Origin of the sequence: Palleronia sediminis (assembly GCF_004358695.1) — a bacterium.
Classification (GTDB): Bacteria; Pseudomonadota; Alphaproteobacteria; order Rhodobacterales; family Rhodobacteraceae; genus Palleronia; species Palleronia sediminis.
This window is the reverse complement of sequence record NZ_SNAA01000002.1, coordinates 78,363-98,374: the sequence shown is the minus strand read 5'-3', so window position 1 is coordinate 98,374 and position 20,012 is coordinate 78,363. Positions and strand designations below refer to the sequence as shown.

Annotated in this window: 18 protein-coding genes; 7 read left to right on the top strand and 11 right to left on the bottom strand. The window is 68.3% G+C overall.

Annotation, left to right across the window (positions count from 1 at the left end):
- Positions 1–1,419, bottom strand: a complete 1,419-nt coding sequence (locus E2L08_RS02715; RefSeq protein ID WP_133395527.1) for a circularly permuted type 2 ATP-grasp protein — start codon at positions 1,417–1,419, stop codon at positions 1–3.
- A 199-nt stretch (positions 1,420–1,618) separates the two neighbouring features.
- Between E2L08_RS02715 and E2L08_RS16935 the strand changes: the two genes are divergently transcribed.
- Entirely contained in the window at positions 1,619–1,795 is a 177-nt protein-coding gene (locus tag E2L08_RS16935; protein WP_168771033.1) for a hypothetical protein, read from the top strand.
- Positions 1,796–2,001: 206 nt separating this feature from the next.
- The gene (locus E2L08_RS02710) at positions 2,002–3,186 is read left to right on the top strand and encodes a type III PLP-dependent enzyme (RefSeq protein ID WP_133395526.1); all 1,185 of its coding nucleotides are present in this window, start codon (positions 2,002–2,004) and stop codon (positions 3,184–3,186) included.
- Positions 3,187–3,230: 44 nt separating this feature from the next.
- On the opposite strand, the gene E2L08_RS02705 is transcribed toward E2L08_RS02710, so the two are convergent.
- Positions 3,231–3,503 (bottom strand): usg protein, encoded by a 273-nt coding sequence (locus tag E2L08_RS02705; protein WP_133395525.1) that lies wholly within the window; start codon positions 3,501–3,503, stop codon positions 3,231–3,233.
- Positions 3,504–3,696: 193 nt separating this feature from the next.
- Between E2L08_RS02705 and gyrA the strand changes: the two genes are divergently transcribed.
- The 3 genes from gyrA (at position 3,697) to gluQRS (ending at position 8,779) form a co-directional block, all read left to right on the top strand.
- Entirely contained in the window at positions 3,697–6,477 is a 2,781-nt protein-coding gene (gene gyrA, locus E2L08_RS02700) for a DNA gyrase subunit A (RefSeq protein WP_133395524.1), read from the top strand.
- Positions 6,478–6,588: 111 nt separating this feature from the next.
- Complete coding sequence (gene trmFO, locus E2L08_RS02695) at positions 6,589–7,944, top strand: methylenetetrahydrofolate--tRNA-(uracil(54)-C(5))-methyltransferase (FADH(2)-oxidizing) TrmFO (protein ID WP_133395523.1); 1,356 nt, start codon at positions 6,589–6,591, stop codon at positions 7,942–7,944.
- Positions 7,945–7,948: 4 nt separating this feature from the next.
- On the top strand, positions 7,949–8,779 hold the full coding sequence (gene gluQRS / locus E2L08_RS02690; RefSeq protein WP_133395522.1) for a tRNA glutamyl-Q(34) synthetase GluQRS: 831 nt from the start codon (positions 7,949–7,951) through the stop codon (positions 8,777–8,779).
- Here the strand turns inward: gluQRS and hisI are convergent.
- On the bottom strand, positions 8,763–9,119 hold the full coding sequence (gene hisI / locus E2L08_RS02685; protein WP_133395521.1) for a phosphoribosyl-AMP cyclohydrolase: 357 nt from the start codon (positions 9,117–9,119) through the stop codon (positions 8,763–8,765). The genes gluQRS and hisI overlap by 17 nt on opposite strands.
- Before the next feature lie 66 nt (positions 9,120–9,185).
- Between hisI and E2L08_RS02680 the strand changes: the two genes are divergently transcribed.
- A complete protein-coding gene (locus E2L08_RS02680; RefSeq protein WP_133395520.1) occupies positions 9,186–9,635 on the top strand; it encodes an iron-sulfur cluster assembly scaffold protein in 450 nt (149 codons plus the stop codon).
- Positions 9,636–10,028: 393 nt separating this feature from the next.
- Here the strand turns inward: E2L08_RS02680 and recG are convergent, their stop codons facing one another.
- From recG to sciP, 4 genes are all read right to left on the bottom strand, one after another.
- The gene (recG, locus tag E2L08_RS02675) at positions 10,029–12,113 is read right to left on the bottom strand and encodes an ATP-dependent DNA helicase RecG (RefSeq protein WP_133395519.1); all 2,085 of its coding nucleotides are present in this window, start codon (positions 12,111–12,113) and stop codon (positions 10,029–10,031) included.
- Positions 12,110–14,365, bottom strand: coding sequence for an NAD-dependent DNA ligase LigA (ligA, locus tag E2L08_RS02670; protein ID WP_133395518.1), 2,256 nt, complete (start codon positions 14,363–14,365; stop codon positions 12,110–12,112). The genes recG and ligA overlap by 4 nt, the downstream gene beginning before the upstream one ends.
- 74 nt (positions 14,366–14,439) lie before the next feature.
- Complete coding sequence (gene ctrA / locus E2L08_RS02665) at positions 14,440–15,153, bottom strand: response regulator transcription factor CtrA (protein ID WP_133395517.1); 714 nt, start codon at positions 15,151–15,153, stop codon at positions 14,440–14,442.
- A 91-nt stretch (positions 15,154–15,244) separates the two neighbouring features.
- Positions 15,245–15,523, bottom strand: a complete 279-nt coding sequence (gene sciP / locus E2L08_RS02660; protein ID WP_133395516.1) for a CtrA inhibitor SciP — start codon at positions 15,521–15,523, stop codon at positions 15,245–15,247.
- 126 nt (positions 15,524–15,649) lie between these two features.
- On the opposite strand from sciP, the gene mnmA reads away from it, so the two are divergent.
- Entirely contained in the window at positions 15,650–16,789 is a 1,140-nt protein-coding gene (gene mnmA, locus E2L08_RS02655) for a tRNA 2-thiouridine(34) synthase MnmA (RefSeq protein ID WP_133395515.1), read from the top strand.
- On the opposite strand, the gene lpxB is transcribed toward mnmA, so the two are convergent.
- Genes lpxB through fabZ form a run of 4 tightly spaced genes read right to left on the bottom strand, consistent with a single transcriptional unit; the run spans position 16,786 to position 19,968 of the window.
- Complete coding sequence (gene lpxB / locus E2L08_RS02650) at positions 16,786–17,919, bottom strand: lipid-A-disaccharide synthase (protein ID WP_133395514.1); 1,134 nt, start codon at positions 17,917–17,919, stop codon at positions 16,786–16,788. The genes mnmA and lpxB overlap by 4 nt on opposite strands.
- Positions 17,916–18,725 carry an LpxI family protein gene (locus tag E2L08_RS02645; protein ID WP_133395513.1) on the bottom strand — a complete coding sequence of 270 codons (810 nt, stop codon included), beginning with the start codon at positions 18,723–18,725 and terminating at the stop codon, positions 17,916–17,918. The genes lpxB and E2L08_RS02645 overlap by 4 nt, the downstream gene beginning before the upstream one ends.
- Positions 18,722–19,519 (bottom strand): acyl-ACP--UDP-N-acetylglucosamine O-acyltransferase, encoded by a 798-nt coding sequence (gene lpxA / locus E2L08_RS02640; RefSeq protein ID WP_133395512.1) that lies wholly within the window; start codon positions 19,517–19,519, stop codon positions 18,722–18,724. The genes E2L08_RS02645 and lpxA overlap by 4 nt, the downstream gene beginning before the upstream one ends.
- Entirely contained in the window at positions 19,516–19,968 is a 453-nt protein-coding gene (fabZ, locus tag E2L08_RS02635; RefSeq protein ID WP_133395511.1) for a 3-hydroxyacyl-ACP dehydratase FabZ, read from the bottom strand. The genes lpxA and fabZ overlap by 4 nt, the downstream gene beginning before the upstream one ends.
- Between the last annotated feature and the right edge of the window lie 44 nt (positions 19,969–20,012).

Below are 20,012 nucleotides of genomic sequence, written 5' to 3'. Positions count from 1 at the left end.
TCATACCCCCGCCAGGACCCAGGTATCCTTGACCCCGCCGCCCTGGGACGAGTTCACCACGAGGCTGCCATCGGTCAGGGCCACGCGGGTCAGCCCGCCGGGCACCAGTTCGATCTCGCGCCCGACGAGGCAATAGGGCCGCAGGTCGACATGGCGCGGGGCCACGCCCTCGTCCACGAAGGTCGGGCAGGTCGACAGGGCCAGCGTCGGCTGCGCGATGTAATTCTCGGGCCTCGCGCGGATCTTGGCGGCGAAGGCCTCGATCTCGGCGCGGCTCGCCTTGGGGCCCACGAGCATCCCGTAGCCGCCCGAGCCGTGCACCTCCTTGACGACGAGTTCCGCAAGATGTTCGAGCACATAGGCGCAATCGTCGGCCTTGGCGCATTGCCATGTCGGCACGTTCCTGAGGATCGGCTCTTCGCCGAGGTAAAAGCGGATCATCTCGGGGACATAGGTATAGATGGCCTTGTCATCGGCCACGCCCGCCCCCGGCGCCGAGCAGATCGACACGCCGCCCGAGCGATAGACATTCATCAGCCCCGGCACGCCCAGCATGGAATCGGGCCGGAAACATAGCGGATCGAGGAAGGCGTCGTCGAGCCGGCGGTAGATCACGTCGACCTTGCGCGGCCCCTGCGTCGTGCGCATCCAGCAGAAATCGCCCTCGACGAAAAGATCCTGCCCCTCGCACAGATCCACGCCCATCATGTCGGCGAGGAACGAATGTTCGTAATAGGCGCTGTTGAAATGGCCCGGCGTGAGGATTGCAACTCGCGGCTCGCCCTCGCATTTCTTGGGCGCGACCGAGGCCAGCGTGCGCTTGAGCAAAGCGGGATAGGTCTCGACCGGGGCGATACGGTTCTGCTGGAAAAGCTGCGGGAACATCCGCATCATGATCTCGCGGTTCTCGAGCATGTAGCTCACCCCCGAGGGCGTGCGGCAATTGTCTTCGAGCACGTAGAACTCGTCGGGGCCGGTGCGCACGAGGTCGATGCCGACGATATGGCTGAACACGCCCTGCGGCGGCGTGAAACCCGAGGCGGCGATCTCGTAGGCGTCGTTCATATAGACCAGCGGTCCGGGGATCCGGCCGGCGCGCACGATCTCGCCGCGGTCGTAGACATCGGCGAGAAAGGCGTTCAGCGCCCGCGCGCGCTGCTTTATGCCACGCTCGAGCCGGTTCCATTCGCCGGACGAGAAGACGCGGGGGAACATGTCGAAGGGGATCAGCCGGTCCGGGCTGCCGCCCTCGCCATAGACGGCAAAGGTGATGCCGATGCGGCGGAACAGGGTCTCGGCCTCGGATTGCTTCATCGTGCGAAGCTCGTCGGGCATGTCGCGCGCCCAGGCGTCGAGCCCGGCATACGGGGGGCGGACATGGTCGCCTTGGTACATCTCGTTGAAATAGCGCTCCGGCATGACGCCGCTGCCCCCTGTGATTTTTCTGGTTCTTGGGCCATGACCTTAAGGGGATGGCCCCCGGATTCAACCGCGGCCTCGATCCCCGGCCCGTTCCATCGGCCGCCGGGCCGTGGCAGGAAACTGCATCGCGCGGGCCTGCGGGCGCGGCCGCGCGGGTGCCGCCGCCCCCATCCCGCCCGCGTCCGGAGGAGAGTCGATGAACCTGTCCTGGCTGCTGCGCGCGCGACGCTGGGCGCACAACCCGCCTTCGATGGGCCGGGTGAAATTCGTGCTCGCCATCGTGGCGATCTGCGTTCTGCTCTTTGCGATCGAACGGGTCTGGGGCTGGCCCGACTGGCTTACGCCCGAGCGGCCGGGCCGTGCGCCGCGCTGAGGCGGTGATGCGCCGCAGCCACGGCCCGCGCGATGCTGGGCGGGCGCGAAATGGCCCCTTGATTACGTCTGCCGCCGGCCTCATATGCCCGCCCAGACGCCAACGCACGCGCCTCTGGTCGCCGGACCCGATCCGCAACATGCAGCGACGGTAACGTCTCCCGTGTCGCTTCGAGCCTTCTTGGCTCCGGTCCCATTGGAGATGCCATGACCGCCTATTTCCCCGGCTCCGCCGGCAACGTCCTTACCGAGTTCGACCTGCCCCGCGATGCCCGCATCGATGCGGTGATCGCGCGCACGGCGTTCGAGCGTCCGACGCTCGTGCTCGACACCGCGCTGGTGGCCGAGAACTATCGCGCCCTGTCCGACGGGCTGGGCCACGCGGTCATTCACTATGCCGTCAAGGCCAACCCCGCGCCCGAGATCATCTCGACGCTGGTGCGCGAGGGCTCTGGATTCGATGCCGCCTCGCGCGCCGAGATCGAGCTGTGCCTGAGCCAGGGCGCGCGGCCCGACCGGATCAGCTTTGGCAACACGATCAAGCGCGCGGCCGACATCGCCTTTGCGCATGGCGTCGGGATCGACCTCTTTGCCGCCGATGCCGAGGAAGAGCTGGAAAAGATCGCGCAGCACGCCCCCGGCGCGCGCGTCTATATCCGCGTGATCTCCGAGCCGAACGGCGCCGACTGGCCGCTCACCCGCAAGTTCGGCTGCGCCTCGGACCGGGTGATTCCGCTGCTGAACCACGCCGCGGCACTCGGGCTCGACCCGGTGGGGCTGTCGTTCCATGTCGGCTCGCAAACCCGGCGCGCGGCGCAATGGGCGGGCACGCTCGACCAGGTGGCGGGCCTGTGGCACGCGGCGCGGGCCGAGGGTTTCGCGCTGTCGCTGCTGAATATCGGCGGCGGGTTCCCGGCGTTTTACGGCGACGAGATCGACGCGCCGACCGAGTATGCCGCACAGGTGATGGCGCTCGTGACCGAGCGCTTCGGCCATGTGCCGCATGTCATGGCCGAGCCCGGCCGCGGCATGGTCGCCGATGCGGGCAAGATCGCGGCCGAGGTTCTGCTGGTCAGCCGCAAGTCGGAAACCGACCTGCACCGCTGGGTCTATCTCGATATCGGCAAGTTCTCGGGCCTCGCCGAAACCACCGACGAGGCGATCCGCTACCAGTTCGAGACCGCGCGCGACGGCGACGATACCGGCACCTGCATCCTGGCCGGTCCGTCCTGCGACTCGGTCGACGTGCTGTATGAAAAGCGTCCCGTCCAGCTTCCGCTGACGCTGCGCGCGGGGGACCGCATCGTGATCGCGAATTGCGGGGCCTATACCTCGACCTATGCCAGCGTCGGGTTCAACGGCTTTCCGCCGCTCGACCTCATGGTGATCTGAGATCCCCCCTGCCCCGGTCCGGTTTCGGGCCGGGGCGCCTGGCATCAATGCACGGGAAACTCGCCCGCGATCTGGCGCCATTCGCCCGGCGCGATCAGCTTGCGATGGGTGAAGCGCACCGAGTGAAGCTCCCCCTCGATCTCGCGTTTCCAGAAGGACACGAAGTTCAGCAGCCGGTCGTGATCCGGCGCGAGGTCGTAATCCTGCCAGATATAGCTGTTCAGCACGTTGCGATAATCGGGCATCCTGTAGAACAGCTCGGCCGTGGTCAGCCCATAGCCCTTGAGCATCAGTTCGGTTTCCGTTGCCTCCGTCATGGCAATCTCTCCTCGAATCGCTCCCCCCAATGGATGATTCTGGAACGCCGCGAGTGAAAATCAACGAAAACAATCTGTTGGCAGCGGTGGGTGGCGGCTGCCAGCGGGCCGCGCGCCATTGCGACCGGCCCCGCGAAGCTGATATACCCCGCCCGACAGGACCGACGACGCCCAAGCCAAAAAGGCCACCACCTTGAGCGATACGCCCGAACCGCCCGAAGAGATCGACGCCGGACCCGCGGGGCCCGACGGCCCGCGCCATGACGGGCCGACCATCGATATCGCCGACGAGATGCGGACCTCGTTTCTCGACTATGCGATGTCGGTCATCGTCAGCCGCGCGATCCCCGATTTGCGCGACGGGCTCAAGCCGGTGCATCGGCGCATTCTCTATGCCATGCACGAGACCGGCAACACGCATGACAAGCCCTACCGCAAATCCGCGCGGCCCGTGGGCGATGTCATGGGCAAGTATCACCCGCATGGCGACAGCGCGATCTACGAGGCGCTCGTGCGGATGGCGCAGGATTTCTCGATGTCGCTGCCGCTGCTCGACGGGCAGGGCAATTTCGGGTCGATGGACGGCGATAACCCGGCCGCGATGCGCTATACCGAGGTGCGCATGGACCGGCCGGCGCAATCCCTCCTGGCCGATATCGAAAAGGACACCGTCGATTTCCAGGACAATTACGACGGCAAGGATCTCGAGCCGACGGTCCTGCCCGCGCGCTTTCCCAACATGCTGGTCAACGGCGCGGGGGGGATCGCGGTCGGCATGGCCACGAACATCCCGCCCCACAATCTCGGCGAGGTGATCGACGCGACGCTCGCGCTGATCGAGGATCCCGACCTGTCGACCGACCGCCTGCTCGAGATCGTGCCGGCGCCCGATTTCCCCACGGGCGGGCAGATCCTGGGCCGTGCCGGTGCGCGCAAGGCCTATCTCGAAGGGCGCGGCAGCGTGGTGATCCGCGCCAAGACCCGGATCGAGGAGATTCGGAAGGACCGCTTTGCCATCGTCATCGACGAGGTGCCCTATCAGGTCAACAAGGCCAGCATGGTCGAACGCATCGCCGAACTTGCCCGCGAGAAAAAGATCGAAGGCATCTCGGCCGTTCAGGACGAATCCGACCGCGTCGGCGTCCGCGTGGTGATCGAGCTCAAGCGTGACGCGACCCCCGACGTGGTGCTGAACCAGCTTTGGCGGTTCACCCCGATGCAGACCTCCTTCGGCTGCAACATGCTGGCGCTGCATGGCGGCCGCCCCGAGCAACTGACGCTGCGCGAATTCCTCACGCATTTCATCACCTTCCGCGAGGATGTCGTCGCCCGCCGGACCGCGTTCGAGCTGCGCAAGGCGCGCGAGCGGGCGCATGTGCTCTGCGGTCTCGCGGTCGCGGTGTCGAACGTGGACGAGGTCGTGGCCACCATCCGCGCCAGCCGCGACGCCGCCGAGGCGCGCGCGAGCCTGATGGAACGGCGCTGGCCCGCGGCCGAGATCGCCCCCTACATCCGGCTGATCGACGACCCGAGCCACACGATGAACGAGGACGGAACCTATAACCTGTCCGAAGTGCAGGCCCGCGCCATCCTCGAGTTGCGGCTGCAACGGCTGACCCAGCTCGGCGTCAAGGAAGTGACCGACGAGCTCGAAGATCTTGCGAGCAAGATCAAGGACTTCCTCGACATTCTTCGATCGCGCGACCGCGTGATGGAGATCATCTCCAACGAGCTGCGCGAGGTTCGCGAAAGCTTTGCCGTCCCGCGCCGCACCGAGATCCAGGACTGGGCGGGCGACATGCTCGACGAGGACCTGATCGAGCCCGAGGACATGGTCGTGACCGTTACCCAGGGCGGCTATGTCAAGCGCACGTCGCTGGCCGAGTTCCGGTCGCAGCGCCGCGGCGGCAAGGGGCTGTCGGGCGGCGGGCTCAAGGACGAGGACGTGGTCACGACGCTTTTCGTGGCCAATACGCGCGACCAGCTTCTGTTCTTCACCACCGACGGCATGGCCTACAAGCTCAAGACCTGGCGCCTGCCGCAGGGGGGGCGGACCTCGCGCGGAAAGGCCGTGGTCAATATCCTGCCGATCCCGCCCGGTGTGTCGATCGCGGCCATCATGCCCGTCGACCGGCCCGAAGAGGACTGGGACGAGCTGCAGATCGTGTTCGCCACCTCGGCGGGCGATGTCCGGCGCAACGCGCTGTCGGATTTCACCAACGTCATGCGCAACGGCAAGATCGCGATGGACCTGCCCGAGGGTGTGAGCCTCGTGAATGCGCGGATCGCCTCCGAGGCCGATGACGTGATGCTCGTGACCGCGCTCGGGCGCGCCATCCGGTTCCCCGTCACCGACCTGCGGGTGTTCAAGGGCCGCAAGTCGACCGGCGTGCGCGGCATCCGGCTGGCCGATGGCGACCGGGTCGTGTCGATGTCGATCATCCGCCATTTCGAGGCCACCCCCGAAGAGCGGATGACCTATCTCAAGATGCGCCGCGCCACCGCCGGCGTCACCGAAGAGCCCGAGGCCGACGAGGACGAGCAGGCCGGCGAGGCGTCGGATTTCTCGCCCGAACGCTATGCCGAGATGTCCGCGGCCGAGGACCTGATCCTGACCGTGACGCAACAGGGGTCGGGCAAGCTCAGCTCGTCGCATGACTACCCCGTGCGCGGGCGCGGCGGGCAAGGCGTGATGGCGATGGACAAGGCCATGCGCGGCGGTCCTCTCGTTTCGTCGTTCCCGGTCGATCTCGACGACCAGATCATGTTGGCGACCTCGCGCGGGCAGTCGATCCGCGTCCCGGTCGAGGGCATCTCGTTCCGCTCGCGCGGTGCGGGCGGCGTCAAGGTGTTCAACACCGGCGAGAGCGAGGACGTCGTGTCCGTGGCCTGGATCGCCGAGCAGAATGCCGAGGACATCGTCGAGGCCGAGATCGACGGCGCCACCGGAACGGGCGACACGGACGAGGCGTGATCGACGCCACCCGCGCAGGTCCAGCCTCCCCGATCCGGGCTTGACGAAAGGTGAACGCGGCGGGGCAATCTCGGCCGCTTTCGTCTCGAATTACACCAAACCGGAGCGATCATGACCGAAACTCTGCATATCGTCGGCGGCGGGATGGCCGGGTCCGAAGCCGCCTGGCAGGCCGCACGGGCCGGGCTGCGCGTCGTCATCCACGAGATGCGCCCCAAGATCGGCACATTCGCGCATCACACCGGGCATCTTGCGGAAATGGTGTGCTCCAACTCGTTCCGGTCGGATGACGACGAACAGAACGCCGTGGGGCTGCTGCATTGGGAAATGCGCCGCGCCGGAGGGCTCATCATGGAGATGGCCGACCGGCACCGCCTGCCCGCCGGGGGCGCGCTGGCCGTCGACCGCGACGCCTTTGCCGTGGCCGTGACCGAAAAGCTCAAGTCCCACGCGAATATCGATGTGCAAGGCACTGAAATAGATCACATACCGCGCGAAGGTCACTGGATCATCGCGACCGGGCCGCTGACCTCGGGCGCGCTGGCGCAGGCGATCCGCGCCGAGACCGGGGCCGATCAGCTCGCGTTTTTCGACGCCATCGCCCCCATCGTCCATGCCGACACGATCGACTTGAGCGCGGCATGGCGGCAATCGCGCTATGACAAGGGCGAGACCGAGGACGAACTCACCGCCTATATCAACTGTCCGATGGATCGCGACACCTACGAGGCGTTCATCGACGCGCTTCTTGCCGCCGAAAAGACCGAGTTCCACGAGGGCGAGACGGCGCAGTATTTCGACGGCTGCCTGCCGATCGAGGTGATGGCCGAGCGTGGGCGCGAGACGCTGAGGCACGGACCGATGAAACCCGTGGGCCTGACCAACCCCCACGCCCCCGACGTGAAACCCTGGGCGGTCGTGCAGCTTAGGCGGGACAACGCGCTCGGCACGCTCTACAATATCGTGGGCTTTCAGACCAAGATGAAGTATGGCGCGCAAGCCGCTGTATTTCGGATGATTCCCGGTCTTCAGAATGCCGGTTTCGCCCGGCTCGGCGGGATCCACCGCAACACCTTCATCAACTCGCCGACCCTGCTCGATCACGAACTGCGACTGAAATCACGGCCGAACCTGCGCTTTGCCGGGCAGATCACCGGGGTCGAGGGCTATGTCGAATCCGCGGCGATGGGCCTTTTGGCGGGGCGGTTCGCGCTGGCCGAGATCGCGGGGCGCGCGGTGCCGCCCGTTCCCCCGACGACCGCCATGGGCGCACTGGTCAGCCATATCACCGGCGGTGCCGACGCCAAGACGTTCCAGCCGATGAACGTCAATTTCGGGCTGTTCCCCCCGGTCGATCTCAAGGGCGGGCGGCGGAACCGTCCGGCCCGGTACAAGGCCTATACCGACCGCGCCAAGGCCGATTGGGCCGCGTGGCTCGAGACGACGGCCGCGCCTCTGCCGGCCTGAGCGGATGCGCACCCGATTTGCGCCTTCGCCGACGGGTCCGCTGCATCTTGGGCACGCGTTTTCGGCGCTGACCGCCTTTGACATGGCGCAGGAGTCGGGCGGGACGTTCCTGCTGAGGATCGAGGATATCGACCTCAGCCGGTCCCGCCCCGAATGGGAGGCCGCGATATTCGACGATCTGTCGTGGCTGGGGCTGGACTGGCCGCGCCCCGTGATGCGCCAGTCCGAGCGGCTGGGCGTCTATCGCGCGGCGCTCGACCGCCTGGGCGCAATGGGGTTGACCTATGCCTGCACCTGCACGCGCCGCGACATCGCCGAGGCCGCATCGGCCCCGCAGGAGGGGGTCGCCACCGGCCCCGACGGCCCGATCTATCCCGGCACCTGCAAGACGGCCGGGCGCGATGCCGCGGGCGCGGCGATCCGGCTGCACATGGACCGCGCCGTTGCCCGCACCGGGCCCATCCGGTTTCACGACACGGGCCGCGATATCGAGATCGGCGCGGACCGTCTGGTGCAGGAGGTCGGCGATATCGTGCTGGCGCGGCGCGATATGGGCACGTCCTATCATCTCTCCGTGGTGCTCGACGATGCGGCGCAGGACATAACGGACGTGGTGCGCGGGCGCGATTTGCAGGATGCAACGGCGATACACGTTCTGCTACAGCGGCTTATGGGGATTTCTTCGCCCGTTTATCACCATCACCGACTGATCCGCGACGCGCAGGGAAAGCGGCTGGCCAAGCGCAACGATGCCCGCGCGCTGCGCACCTATCGCGAGGCGGGGGCGCGCCCCGCCGATATCCGCGCGATGGTCGGGCTTACGCGGGGCGCATGATCTCGACCGCATCGCCATCGCGGATCGCGGTGTAGAAACAGCTCTGCCGGCCCGTATGGCAGGCGGGCCCGTCCTGGCGGACCTGCAACAGCAGGCAATCGGCATCGCAATCGATTCGCATCTCGACCAGGTGCTGCAAATTGCCCGAGGTTTCGCCCTTGACCCAAAAGGCCTGCCGCGACCGGCTCCAGTACGTGACGCGGCCGGTCTCCAGCGTGCGGCGAACGGCCTCGGCATTCATCCAGGCCATCATCAGCACGGCGCCGCTGGACGCATCCTGCGCGATGGCGGGGATCAGCCCCGCGTCGTCAAAGCGCAATCCATCGGGGTCGAAAGCCATCTGCGCACTCCTTTTCCGCGGGCCGCGATTGCCCTATCTAGAGGCCGGACGCCCGGAGGAAAAGCCATGGCCGAAACCGATCTCATCAAGCTCTATTCGGGCCGCATCCTGGAACTGGCCGCCGACATGCCGCATGTCGGCCGTCTCGACGCGCCGCAGGCCAGCGTGCGCAAACGCTCTCCGCTTTGCGGATCGACGGTAACGGTCGACGTGACGGTGTCCGACGGGCGCGTGACCGATTTCGCGCAGGACGTGAAGGCCTGCGCGCTCGGTCAGGCGGCCGCGTCGGTGGTCGGTCGCGTCGTCATCGGCCGCAGCCGCGCCGAGATCGAAACCGCACGGGACGAGTTGCGCGCGATGCTGAAAGACGACGGCCCTGCCCCGCAAGCCCCGTTCGACGGGCTCGAGGTGCTGAGCCCGGCGCGCGACTACAAGAACCGCCATGCCTCGATCCTTCTGACGCTCGACGCGACGGCCGAGGCGGTGGCCGAGGCCGAGAAAGCCGCCTGCGCCTGACATCGCGGCCTGACATACCCCCGTAGCCGCAAGAAAAAGCCGCCGCGCATCCCCTTGCGGGATGGCGGCGGCGAGTGGCGTCTTACCGATCGGCCCAAAGGGGTTTCCCCGCGGCAGGACAGGCGCATCGCTAAGCCTTGGATGCGGCGGGCCGACGTGACGGCGACGCGGACAGAACCCTAGAGGAAAGCGGTCAGGTGCAATGCGCCCACGAACAGGACCACAAGCGCCGCCGCACCGATGAAATCCCCGACGAGGTCATCCCCGCGCGCCACGATCGCCTTGACGTCCCGTATCATCTGCTCGGCCTCCCGTTCCGCTTTCCGTTGTCACTTTGTTCTCACGATTCGGTGGGCCGGGCAAGAACTTTCGCGAACAAAGCGGAACAAAGCGCTATCCGACCCCCATGAGGCGGATGGCCTTGTCCTGCTCCATCAGCCACAGGCAGGTGCGGGCGGCCATGCCGCGCGGGGTTTCAAGGGATGGGTCCACCGCGATCAGGCGACGCGCATCGGCCTGCGCCGTCGCCTGAAGCGCCGCCTGCCGTTCCAGATCGGCGATGCGAAAGCGCGGCAATCCCGATTGCGCGTGACCGATCAGGTCGCCGGCCCCGCGCATGGCCAGGTCCTCTTCGGCGATGCGGAACCCGTCTTCCGTCTGGCGCAGGATCTCGAGCCGCCGCTTGCCCCCGTCGCTGAGCGGGGGCTGGTACATCAGCAGGCAGGTCGAGGCCGCCGCCCCCCGCCCCACCCGACCGCGAAGCTGGTGGAGCTGCGCCAGACCGAATGTCTCGGCGCGCTCGATCACCATTATCGACGCGGCGGGCACGTTCACGCCGACCTCGATCACGGTCGTGGCGACCAACACCGGAACTTCGCCGGTGCTGAACCGCGCCATCGCCGCATCCTTGCGCTCGGGTGGCATCTGCCCGTGGACCAGCCCGACCATCCCCTCGCCGAGGGCCGCGCGCAGGATGCGGAACCGTTCTTCGGCGGCGGTCAGGTCCGACACCTCGCTTTCCTCGACCAGCGGGCAGACCCAATAGGCCTGCCGCCCTTCCGCGATGGCGGCGCGCAGGCGGTCGACCACCTGCGCCATACGCTCGGTCGAGACGAGCGCGGTGGTCACGGGTTGGCGCCCGGCGGGCTTTTCGTCCAGCACGCTGACATCCATATCGCCGTATTGCGCAAGGCTGAGCGAGCGCGGAATCGGCGTGGCCGTCATCACCAGCACATCGACGCGTTGACCCTTGGCGCCAAGTTCCAGCCGCTGCGACACCCCGAACCGATGCTGTTCGTCGATCACCGCGAGCCGCAGATCGGAAAAGACCACGTCGGGCTGGAACACGGCATGCGTGCCGACGAGGATCTGGATATCGCCGCGCGCCAGCGCCGCGAGCTTGGCGGCACGCTCCGCCCCCTTGTCGCGCCCCGTGAGGATCTCGAGCACGACGCCCGCCGCATCGGTCAGCGGCCGCAAGCTTTCGAGATGCTGCCGGGCGAGGATCTCGGTCGGGGCCATCATGACGCCCTGCCCGCCCGCCTCGACCGCGCCCAGCAGGGCCATCAGCGCCACCAGCGTCTTTCCGGCGCCCACATCGCCCTGGAGCAGGCGGTTCATGCGCCGCGGGGCGGCGAGATCCTCGCCGGTTTCGGCGATGGCGCGTTCCTGCGCGGCCGTCGGCGCATAGGGCAAGGCCGCGCGCACCCGCGACTGAAGCCGCCCCGTCGGCACGCTCGACCGCCCCGGCCGGGCGGCCCGGCGCGCACGGGCAAGCGCCAGCGTCAACTGGTGGGCGAAAAGTTCGTCATAGGCGAGCCGCGCGCGGGCTGGCGCGTCGGCCGCGATATCGGCCGGGCCCTGCGGCGCATGGGCGGCGGCGATGGCCTCGGACCAGCCGGGCCAGCCCTCGCGCGCGCGCAGATCGGGGTCGATCCATTCGGGCAGGTCGGGGCAGCGGGCCAGCGCCGCGCCCACGGCGCGCGCGACGAGACGCTGCGACAGGCCGGCGGTCAGGGGATAGACCGGCTCGAATGGCGGGATCTCGGCCGCATCCTCGGGCGCGAGGATATGGTCGGGATGGGTCATCTGTGCGATCCCGTCGAAAAGCTCGACCCGCCCCGAGACGAGCCGTCGCGCCCCGGTGGGCAGGCTGCGTTCCAGCCAGTCGCCGCGCGCGTGAAAGAACACGAGCTGGAAGGTCGTGCGTGCATCGCTGACCTCGACGCGGGCGGGGCCGCGACCGCGGGGCGGGATATGGCGGCCGATCTCGACCTCGACCGTGACGGTCGCGGGCGGCACCACGTCGAGAACCGAGGCCCGCCGCGTCCGGTCGATGCCCGAATGGGGCAGCGTCATCAGCAGATCGCGCGGCGTCGCGACCTTGATCTGCTGGAACAGCTTGGCCGTTTTCGGCCCGACGCCCTCCAACCCCGTCAGGTCGGCGAAAAGCGGGAAAAGGATGTCGGGGCGGCTCATGCCCCGTCGACGAGAGCCAGCCAGGCATCCTCGTCGATCACCTCGATGCCCAGCTCGGCGGCCTTGGCGGCCTTGGAGCCGGCGCCCGGCCCCGCGACCAGCAGATCGGTGCGCCCCGAGACCGAACCCGAAACCTTGGCGCCCAGGGCCTCGGCGCGCGCCTTGGCCTCGGCGCGGGTCATCCGTTCGAGCGTGCCGGTGAACACCACCGTCTTGCCGGCGACCGGGCTGCCGGTGGTGGCGGGCGGCGTGACGTCCTCGATGGTCAGTTCGGCCGCGAGCCGGTCGATGGCGCCCCGCTCGGCCCGCTGGGCAAAGGCCGTCACGATTGACACCGCGACGGCGGGGCCGATCCCGTCTATATCGGTCAGGTGGCGCCAGGCGTCGCGCGCGGTCTCGGGCACGTCCTGCCATGTCCTGGCGACCACATCGGCGATGCGCGGCCTGCGGTTCTCGGCGTGGGCATGCTCCCGCTCCGCCGCGACGGCCTCGACCTCGGCCAGGCGGGCGCGCGCGGCCTCGGGCGCGCGGTCGAGCGTGTCGCACAGGGCTGTCCAGCTTGTGAAACTGCGGGCCAGGTCGGCGGCTGCGACCTCGCCCACCTCACGGATGCCCAGGCCGAAAAGAAACCGGTCGAGCGGGATGCGGCGCCGCGCCTCGATGGCGGCAAAGAGCTTGGACGCCGATTGAGGGCCCCAGCCCTCGCGGTTCTGCAACTGGCGCGGGCAGCCGGGGCCGAACCGGGCCTGAAGGGTAAAGATATCGGCGGGCTCGGCGATCCAGCCGTCGCGATAGAGATCCTCGGCCAGACGCGCGCCGAACCCCTCGATATCGAAGGCCGCCCGGCTGATAAAATGTTTCAGCCGCTCGATGGCCTGCGCGGGGCAGATGAGCCCGCCGGTGCAACGGCGCACCGCGTCGCCCTCTTCGCGGATGGCGTCCGATCCGCATTCGGGGCAGGTTTCGGGAAAGACGAAAGGCACCGCCCCGGCCGGACGGCGGGACAGGTCGACATCGGCGATCTTGGGAATGACGTCGCCCGCGCGATAGACCTGCACACGGTCGCCCTCGCGAATGTCGCGCCCCTCGCGGATCGCGGTGCCCTTGGCATCGCGCCCGGCGATGTAATCCTCGTTATGGAGCGTCGCGTTCGAGACGAGCACACCGCCCACATTCACCGGGTCGAGCCGCGCGACCGGCGACAGCGCCCCGGTCCGGCCGACCTGGATCTCGATCCGGTCGAGCCGCGTCCAGGCCAGTTCGGCGGGAAACTTGTGCGCGATGGCCCAGCGGGGCGTGGTCGAGCGCGTGCCGAGGCGCCGTTGCAGCGCGAGGTCGTCGACCTTGTAGACGACCCCGTCGATATCATAGCCGAGCGCGGCGCGCCGATCCTCGATCAGGCCATAATGCGCAAGCATGTCGTCGATCGTTTCGCAACGCGCCGTCAACGGGTTGGTGACAAAGCCCAGCTCTGCCAGCCGGGCCAGCGCGCCCATCTGCGTCTCGGCCAGCGGCTCGGACAGTTCGCCCCAGGCATACGCGAAAAAGCGCAACGGGCGGCCGCGCGTCACCTCGGGGTCGAGCTGGCGCAGCGAGCCGGCCGCGGCATTGCGGGGGTTGGCGAACACCTTGGCCCCCGCATCGGTCTGCCGCCGGTTCAGGGCGGCGAAATCGTCATGGGTCATGTAGACCTCGCCGCGGATCTCGACGAGCTCGGGCGCGCCCTCGAGGGTCGTGGGGATATCGTCGATGAACCGCGCATTCGCGGTCACGTCCTCGCCGGTGCGACCGTCGCCCCGCGTGGCCGCCACAACCAGCGCGCCCGCCTCGTAACGCAACGACAGCGACAGCCCGTCGATCTTGGGCTCGGCGGTAAAGGCCAGCGGCGCGGCCGGATCGAGCCCGAGATAGCTGCGCACGCCGCGGGCGAATTCGGCCACGTCTTCGGGGGCGAAGGCATTGTCGAGCGACAGCATCCGCGAGGAATGTGCGACCTTGCCAAAGCCCGACGCAGGCGCCGCGCCCACCTGCCCCGAAGGGCTGTCATCGCGCCGCAGATCGGGAAACCGGGCCTCGATGGCGGCGTTGCGCCGTTTGGCCGCATCGTATTCGGCATCGGTCAGAAACGGCGCGTCCTGCCCGTGATAGGCGGTGTTCGCCTCCGACAGCAGATTGGCCAGCCGCTCGAGCTCGGCCCGCGCGCCGTCGCGATCCAGCGCCTCGACCTCGGTGCGATCTGCCGACCCGTCCATGCGACCCTCCGCGAACATCCCCCGCGGGATCTAGAAGAGCGGAACCGGTCCGTCCAGTCGCCCGCGCCGCGGGTCTAGCCCGCGAAGGCCACGCCTTCGGGGATATCGGCCGTTTCCGGGTCGCGCAGCACGTAGCCCCGGCCCCAGACGGTTTCGATGTAGTTGTCGCCGCCGGTCGCCTTGGCGATCTTCTTGCGCAGCTTGCAGATGAACACGTCGATGATCTTGAGCTCGGGCTCGTCCATGCCGCCATAAAGGTGGTTTAGGAACATCTCCTTGGTGAGCGTCGTGCCCTTTCGCAGGCTCAACAGCTCGAACATCTGGTATTCCTTGCCGGTCAGGTGGATCGGCTGGCCGTCGAACTCCACCGTCTTGGCGTCGAGATTGACCACGATGCGCCCAGTGCGGATCAGCGATTGCGAATGCCCCTTGGAGCGGCGCACGATCGCATGGATGCGCGCCACCAGTTCCTCGCGATGGAAGGGCTTGGTCAGGTGGTCATCCGCGCCGAACCCGAACCCGGCGAGCTTCGTCTCGGTATCGTCGGCCCCCGACAGGATCAGGATGGGCGTCTCGATCCGCGACCGGCGCAGTTTGCGCAGCACGTCATGGCCGTGCATGTCCGGCAGGTTCAGATCGAGCAGGATGATGTCGTAGTCGTAAAGACGCGCGAGATCGACGCCTTCCTCGCCCATATCGGTGCAGTAAACGTTAAGGTTGGCATGGGTCAGCATCAGCTCGATGCTGCGCGACGTGGTCGGATCGTCTTCGACAAGGAGAACTCTCATGGGATACCCCGTTGGCAGCTTGGCGGGACAATCCATAAGACCATACCCTTAACAGGACCTTATCAAAAGGTGAGGTTTACCAAAAAGCGAGTCACCCTTCGCGGGTTTGCTGCAGACGTGTGGCTTTCAGGCCCTCTTCTCCGTGGCGGGCATTCGCCTCTTCCCACGAGGCGTATTCCTCGTCGCTGAGCGCATACATCGCGCGCGCCTCTTCCCGCGCGATGAGCCCGCCCTGAACCGCGCGCACCACCGCCGCCTTGCGGCTCGCCACCCATCGGCGCGTCGCGGGATCGGGCAGGTCCGCCCGCGTCATCGTTCCGCCCCCCGGCAGCTTGATCGCGCGCTTTCCGTCGACTTTCTTGATATACATGTCTCACCCCGTTTCGTTCACGGGGCCAATATGACCGTCGATGGTTTCGGATTCGTTGCCTACCGCCTTGCGAATACGGCGCATTTTCCTATATTTGGACGCTCATTTTCCGAAAGGACCGCGATCATGGCGCTCGACCGGCAGCCGCTCAACTCGCTCGGTTTCGACAAGGCCCCGGCCGATACCCGCGTCGTCGTGGCCATGTCCGGCGGCGTCGACAGCTCGGTTGTCGCGGCCGAGCTTGCCGCGCAGGGCTATGACGTGATCGGCATGACGCTGCAGCTCTACGATCACGGCGCGGCCCTCGCGAAAAAGGGCGCCTGCTGCGCGGGGCGCGACATCCACGATGCCCGCCGCGTGGCCGAGACGATGGGATTTCCGCATTACGTCCTCGATTACGAGAACGCCTTTCGCGAGGCGGTGATCGACGAGTTCGCCGACAGCTACCTTGCCGGCGCGACCCCGGTGCCCTGCATCCGCTGCAACGAAAGGGTCAAGTTCCGCGACCTGCTCGAGACGGCACGTGATCTCGATGCCGATTGCATGGCCACGGGCCATTATATCCGGCGCGAGACGGGCGCCTTCGGCCCCGAGCTTCATCGCGCGGCCGACCCCGCGCGCGACCAGAGCTATTTCCTGTTCTCGACCACGGCGGAACAGCTCGGCTTTCTGCGGTTTCCGCTGGGCGGGCTCGCCACCAAGGCCGAGACGCGGGCGCTGGCCGCGCGGCACGGGCTGGGCGTGGCCGACAAGCCCGACAGCCAGGATATCTGCTTTGTCCCCAACGGCGACTACGCGGCCGTCATCGAAAAGCTGCGCCCCGGCGCCGCCGATCCGGGCGAGATCGTCGACACCGAGGGCCGCGTGCTGGGACGGCACGAGGGGGTGATTCACTACACCGTCGGTCAACGTCGCGGGCTCGGCATCGGCGGGCTCGCCGATCCGCTCTATGTCGTGAAACTCGACGTGGAACGGCGCCGGGTCGTCGTCGGTCCCAAAGAGCTGCTGGCCACGCGCCGCATTCCCGTTCGCGAAATCAACTGGCTGGGCGATGCGCCCTTCACCTCGCGCAGCGAATGGCCGCTTGCGGTCAAGGTCCGCTCGACCCGCCCCCCGCGCGAGGCGATCATCCGGCCGCTATCCGACACCACCGCCGAGGTCGAACTCATGACCCCCGAAGAGGGCGTGTCGCCGGGGCAGGCCTGCGTATTCTACGATCCGGACAGCACGCGGGTTCATGGCGGCGGCTGGATCCACCGCGGCTAGCGCAACCCGTCCAGAACGGCGCGCGCGGCCCGCAGGCCGGGATCCTCGCCGCCCTGCCCCAGCGCGCGCATCGTCTCGCGCAGGGCGGCCGACTGGGCCGCCGGGTCGTCGAGAACCGCGGAAAGTTCGGCCGCGATCCGCTCGGGCGTGCAGTCGCGCCCGAGGCATTCCGGCACGTCGCAGCGGCCGGTCACGAGATTGACCAGCGTGACGGTCCCGACCCGCAAGAGGCGCGACACGATGGCACGGCTCAACGGGTTCATATCATAGGCGATGACCATCGGCGTGCCCGCGGCCGCAAGCTGAAGCGAGACGGTCCCTGACGCCGCCAGCGCCGCATCCGACGCGGCAAAGGCCACCCGCTTGAGCGCGTCGTCGCCCCCGTCGATCACCTCGGCGCCGGGCCAGCCGGCGACCTGCGCGCGCACGGCCGCGGCGACACCGGGCGCGGCCGGCACGATGACGCGCAGGCGCCGACCCCCGGTCCCGAGACGAGCCAGCGCCGCGCCGAAAACCGGGGCGAGCCGCGCGACCTCCGATCCGCGCGAGCCCGGCAGCACCGTGACGATCCGCGCGCCGCCATCGGCGCGGGCCTGCCGGAATGCCGCCACCGCCGCCGGATCGGCCCGTGGCTCGGTGGCAATGGGATGGCCGACGAAATCGCAGCGGATGCCCGCGGCCTCCATATAGGGCGGCTCGAAGGGCAAAAGCGCCAGCACCTGGTCGATAAAGGGCGCCATGGCCTGCGCCCTCCCCGGCCGCCAAGCCCAGACCGATGGCGCGACGTAATGCACCGTGCGCACGGGATGCCGCGCGCGGACCCGTTTCGCGACGCGCAGGCCGAAATCGGGGCTGTCGATGGTGATGAGCACGTCGGGCCGCGCAGCCGATGCCGCCTCGACCGTCTGGGTCAGGCGTCGGCGCAGATGCAGGTATCGCGGCAGGATCTCGGCCAGCCCCATGACGCTCAGATCGGTCATCGGGAAAAGCGATTGCAGCCCGCGCGCCTCCATCGCGGCGCCGCCCACGCCCATGAACCGCGTTTCGGGGGCGAGCGCCGTCAGCCCGTCTATCAGCGCCGCGCCGAGCGCATCGCCGGAGGCCTCGCCCGCGACGAGGAACACCCTCATGCCACGACGACCACGAAAAGCCCGGCCGCATCGGCCGCGCGGATCAGTTCGGGCGGGTCGAGCACCATCACGCCCCCCGCTTCGACCGCGATGCCACAAAGACCCGCCGCCGCGGCCAGTTCGACCGTCTCGGGGCCGATGGCGGGCAGGTCGGCGCGGCGGTCCTGACCGGGCTTCGCGGCCTTGACCAGCACACCGCCCGCGGGCGCGGGACAGGCCAGATCGCCGGGCCCGCGCAGCGCGGCCATGCTGCGCAGCATCCAGTCGGTGCCGGGCAGCGCTTCGACGGCAAGAACCTGGCCCCGCGCCACGACGCAGCCCTGCCCCACATCCGCCGCGCCCATGATCGAAAGCGCGTCGAGCCCCCGCGCAATATCGGACCGGGCGCTGTCGTCCGGCGCGCAAGCGCCAAGCGGCCCCGGCGGCGGGCAAAGATCGGGCACGAGATCCTGCGCGGCGACCGGGGTCAGCCCGGCGTCCTCGAAAATCGCCATCAGCGCGCGCAGCGCCGCATCGTCGCCCTGCACCATCGCGTCCGTCAGGCGCGGCACCAGCGGCCGCGTCGCTACATCGAGCCGCGCGGGATCGAAACCGGGGCGACGGACGGCGCCCGCGAGACAAATCCGCGAGATCCCGTCCGCCTTGAGCCCGGCCAGAACCGAGCCGAGCCGTTCGAGCGGAAAGACGGTATCGGGCGCCACGGTGTCGGGGGCCGACCCCTCCATCGCGAGAACGCGCGCGGGCCGGGCGGCGGCGACGACCAGCGCGGGCAGACGCCCCTGCCCGGCGATCAGCGCGAGGCTCATGCCGGGGTCAGGTGGCCGCGATCGCTGGGCGCCAGGATGAACTCGCAGATCTCGCGGACATAGTCGCTCGAGGTTTCGTCCTGGAGGCGGCGGGCGCGATCCTGGAACGCGCCCTCGCCCTGCTTGAGCATCTGGAACGCGGCGCGCAGCGCGGTGATGTCGTCGCGCCCGACGCCGCCGCGCTTGAGCCCGACGAGGTTCAACCCTTCGAGCTCGCCGCGCGGGGCCTGCACCAGCGCGTGGGGGATCACGTCGGCCGTGACCATCGTCACCGCGCCGATGATCGCGCCGCGCCCGATGCGCACCCATTGATGCACGCCCGAAAGGCCCCCGATGATCGCGCCGTCACCGATCCGGCAATGCCCGGCCAGCGCGGAATTGTTCACCATGATGACCCGGTTGCCGACCTGGCAATCATGCGCGACGTGACAGCCGGCCATGAAGAGGCCGTCGTCGCCCACCCGCGTCACGCCGCCGCCGCCCCGCGTGCCGGGGTTCATCGTCACATGCTCGCGGATCGAGCAGCGCGCCCCGATCTCGAGCCGGGTCTCTTCGCCCGAGAACTTGAGATCCTGCGGCTGTTCGCCCACCACGGCAAAAGGAAAGACGGTCGTACCCGCCCCGATCCGCGTGATGCCCGCAATTACCGCGTGGCTCTTGACCGTGACCCCCTCGCCCAGCACCACCCGCGGCCCGATCACCGAGAACGGGCCGACCGACGCGCCGGCGCCGATCTCGGCCCCGTCCTCGATCAGGGCCGAGGGGTGGATGCGGGCCTGGGGGTGGACGCTCACTTGGGAAGGTCCATCATCGCGGTGAACTCGGCCTCGCAGGCCAGCTCGCCCTCGACCTCGGCACGGCCCGAGAATTTCCAGACCTTGCCGCCGCCGCGCCTGGTCGTGACGTGCAGGTGCAACACGTCGCCCGGCACGACCTTGCGGCGGAACTTGGCGCTTTCGATCCCCATGAAATAGACAAGGAAATTCTTGTCGGCGAGGTCGAGATCGACCCCCACCATGACCGCCGCCGTCTGCGCCATCGCCTCGACGATGGTCACGCCCGGCATGATCGGCGCGCCGGGGAAATGGCCCTGGAAATGCGGCTCGTTGAAGGTGACGTTCTTGATCCCGGTGGCCGATTTCTGGCCATCGATGTCGCGCACCCTGTCCACCAGGAGAAAGGGATAGCGATGGGGAATGATCCGCTGGATCAGGTCGATATCGGCAGTCTTCAGATCGGGCACGGTGCCTCCGTCGATTGGGGCGGCGGTCTGCACCGCGCCGCCGG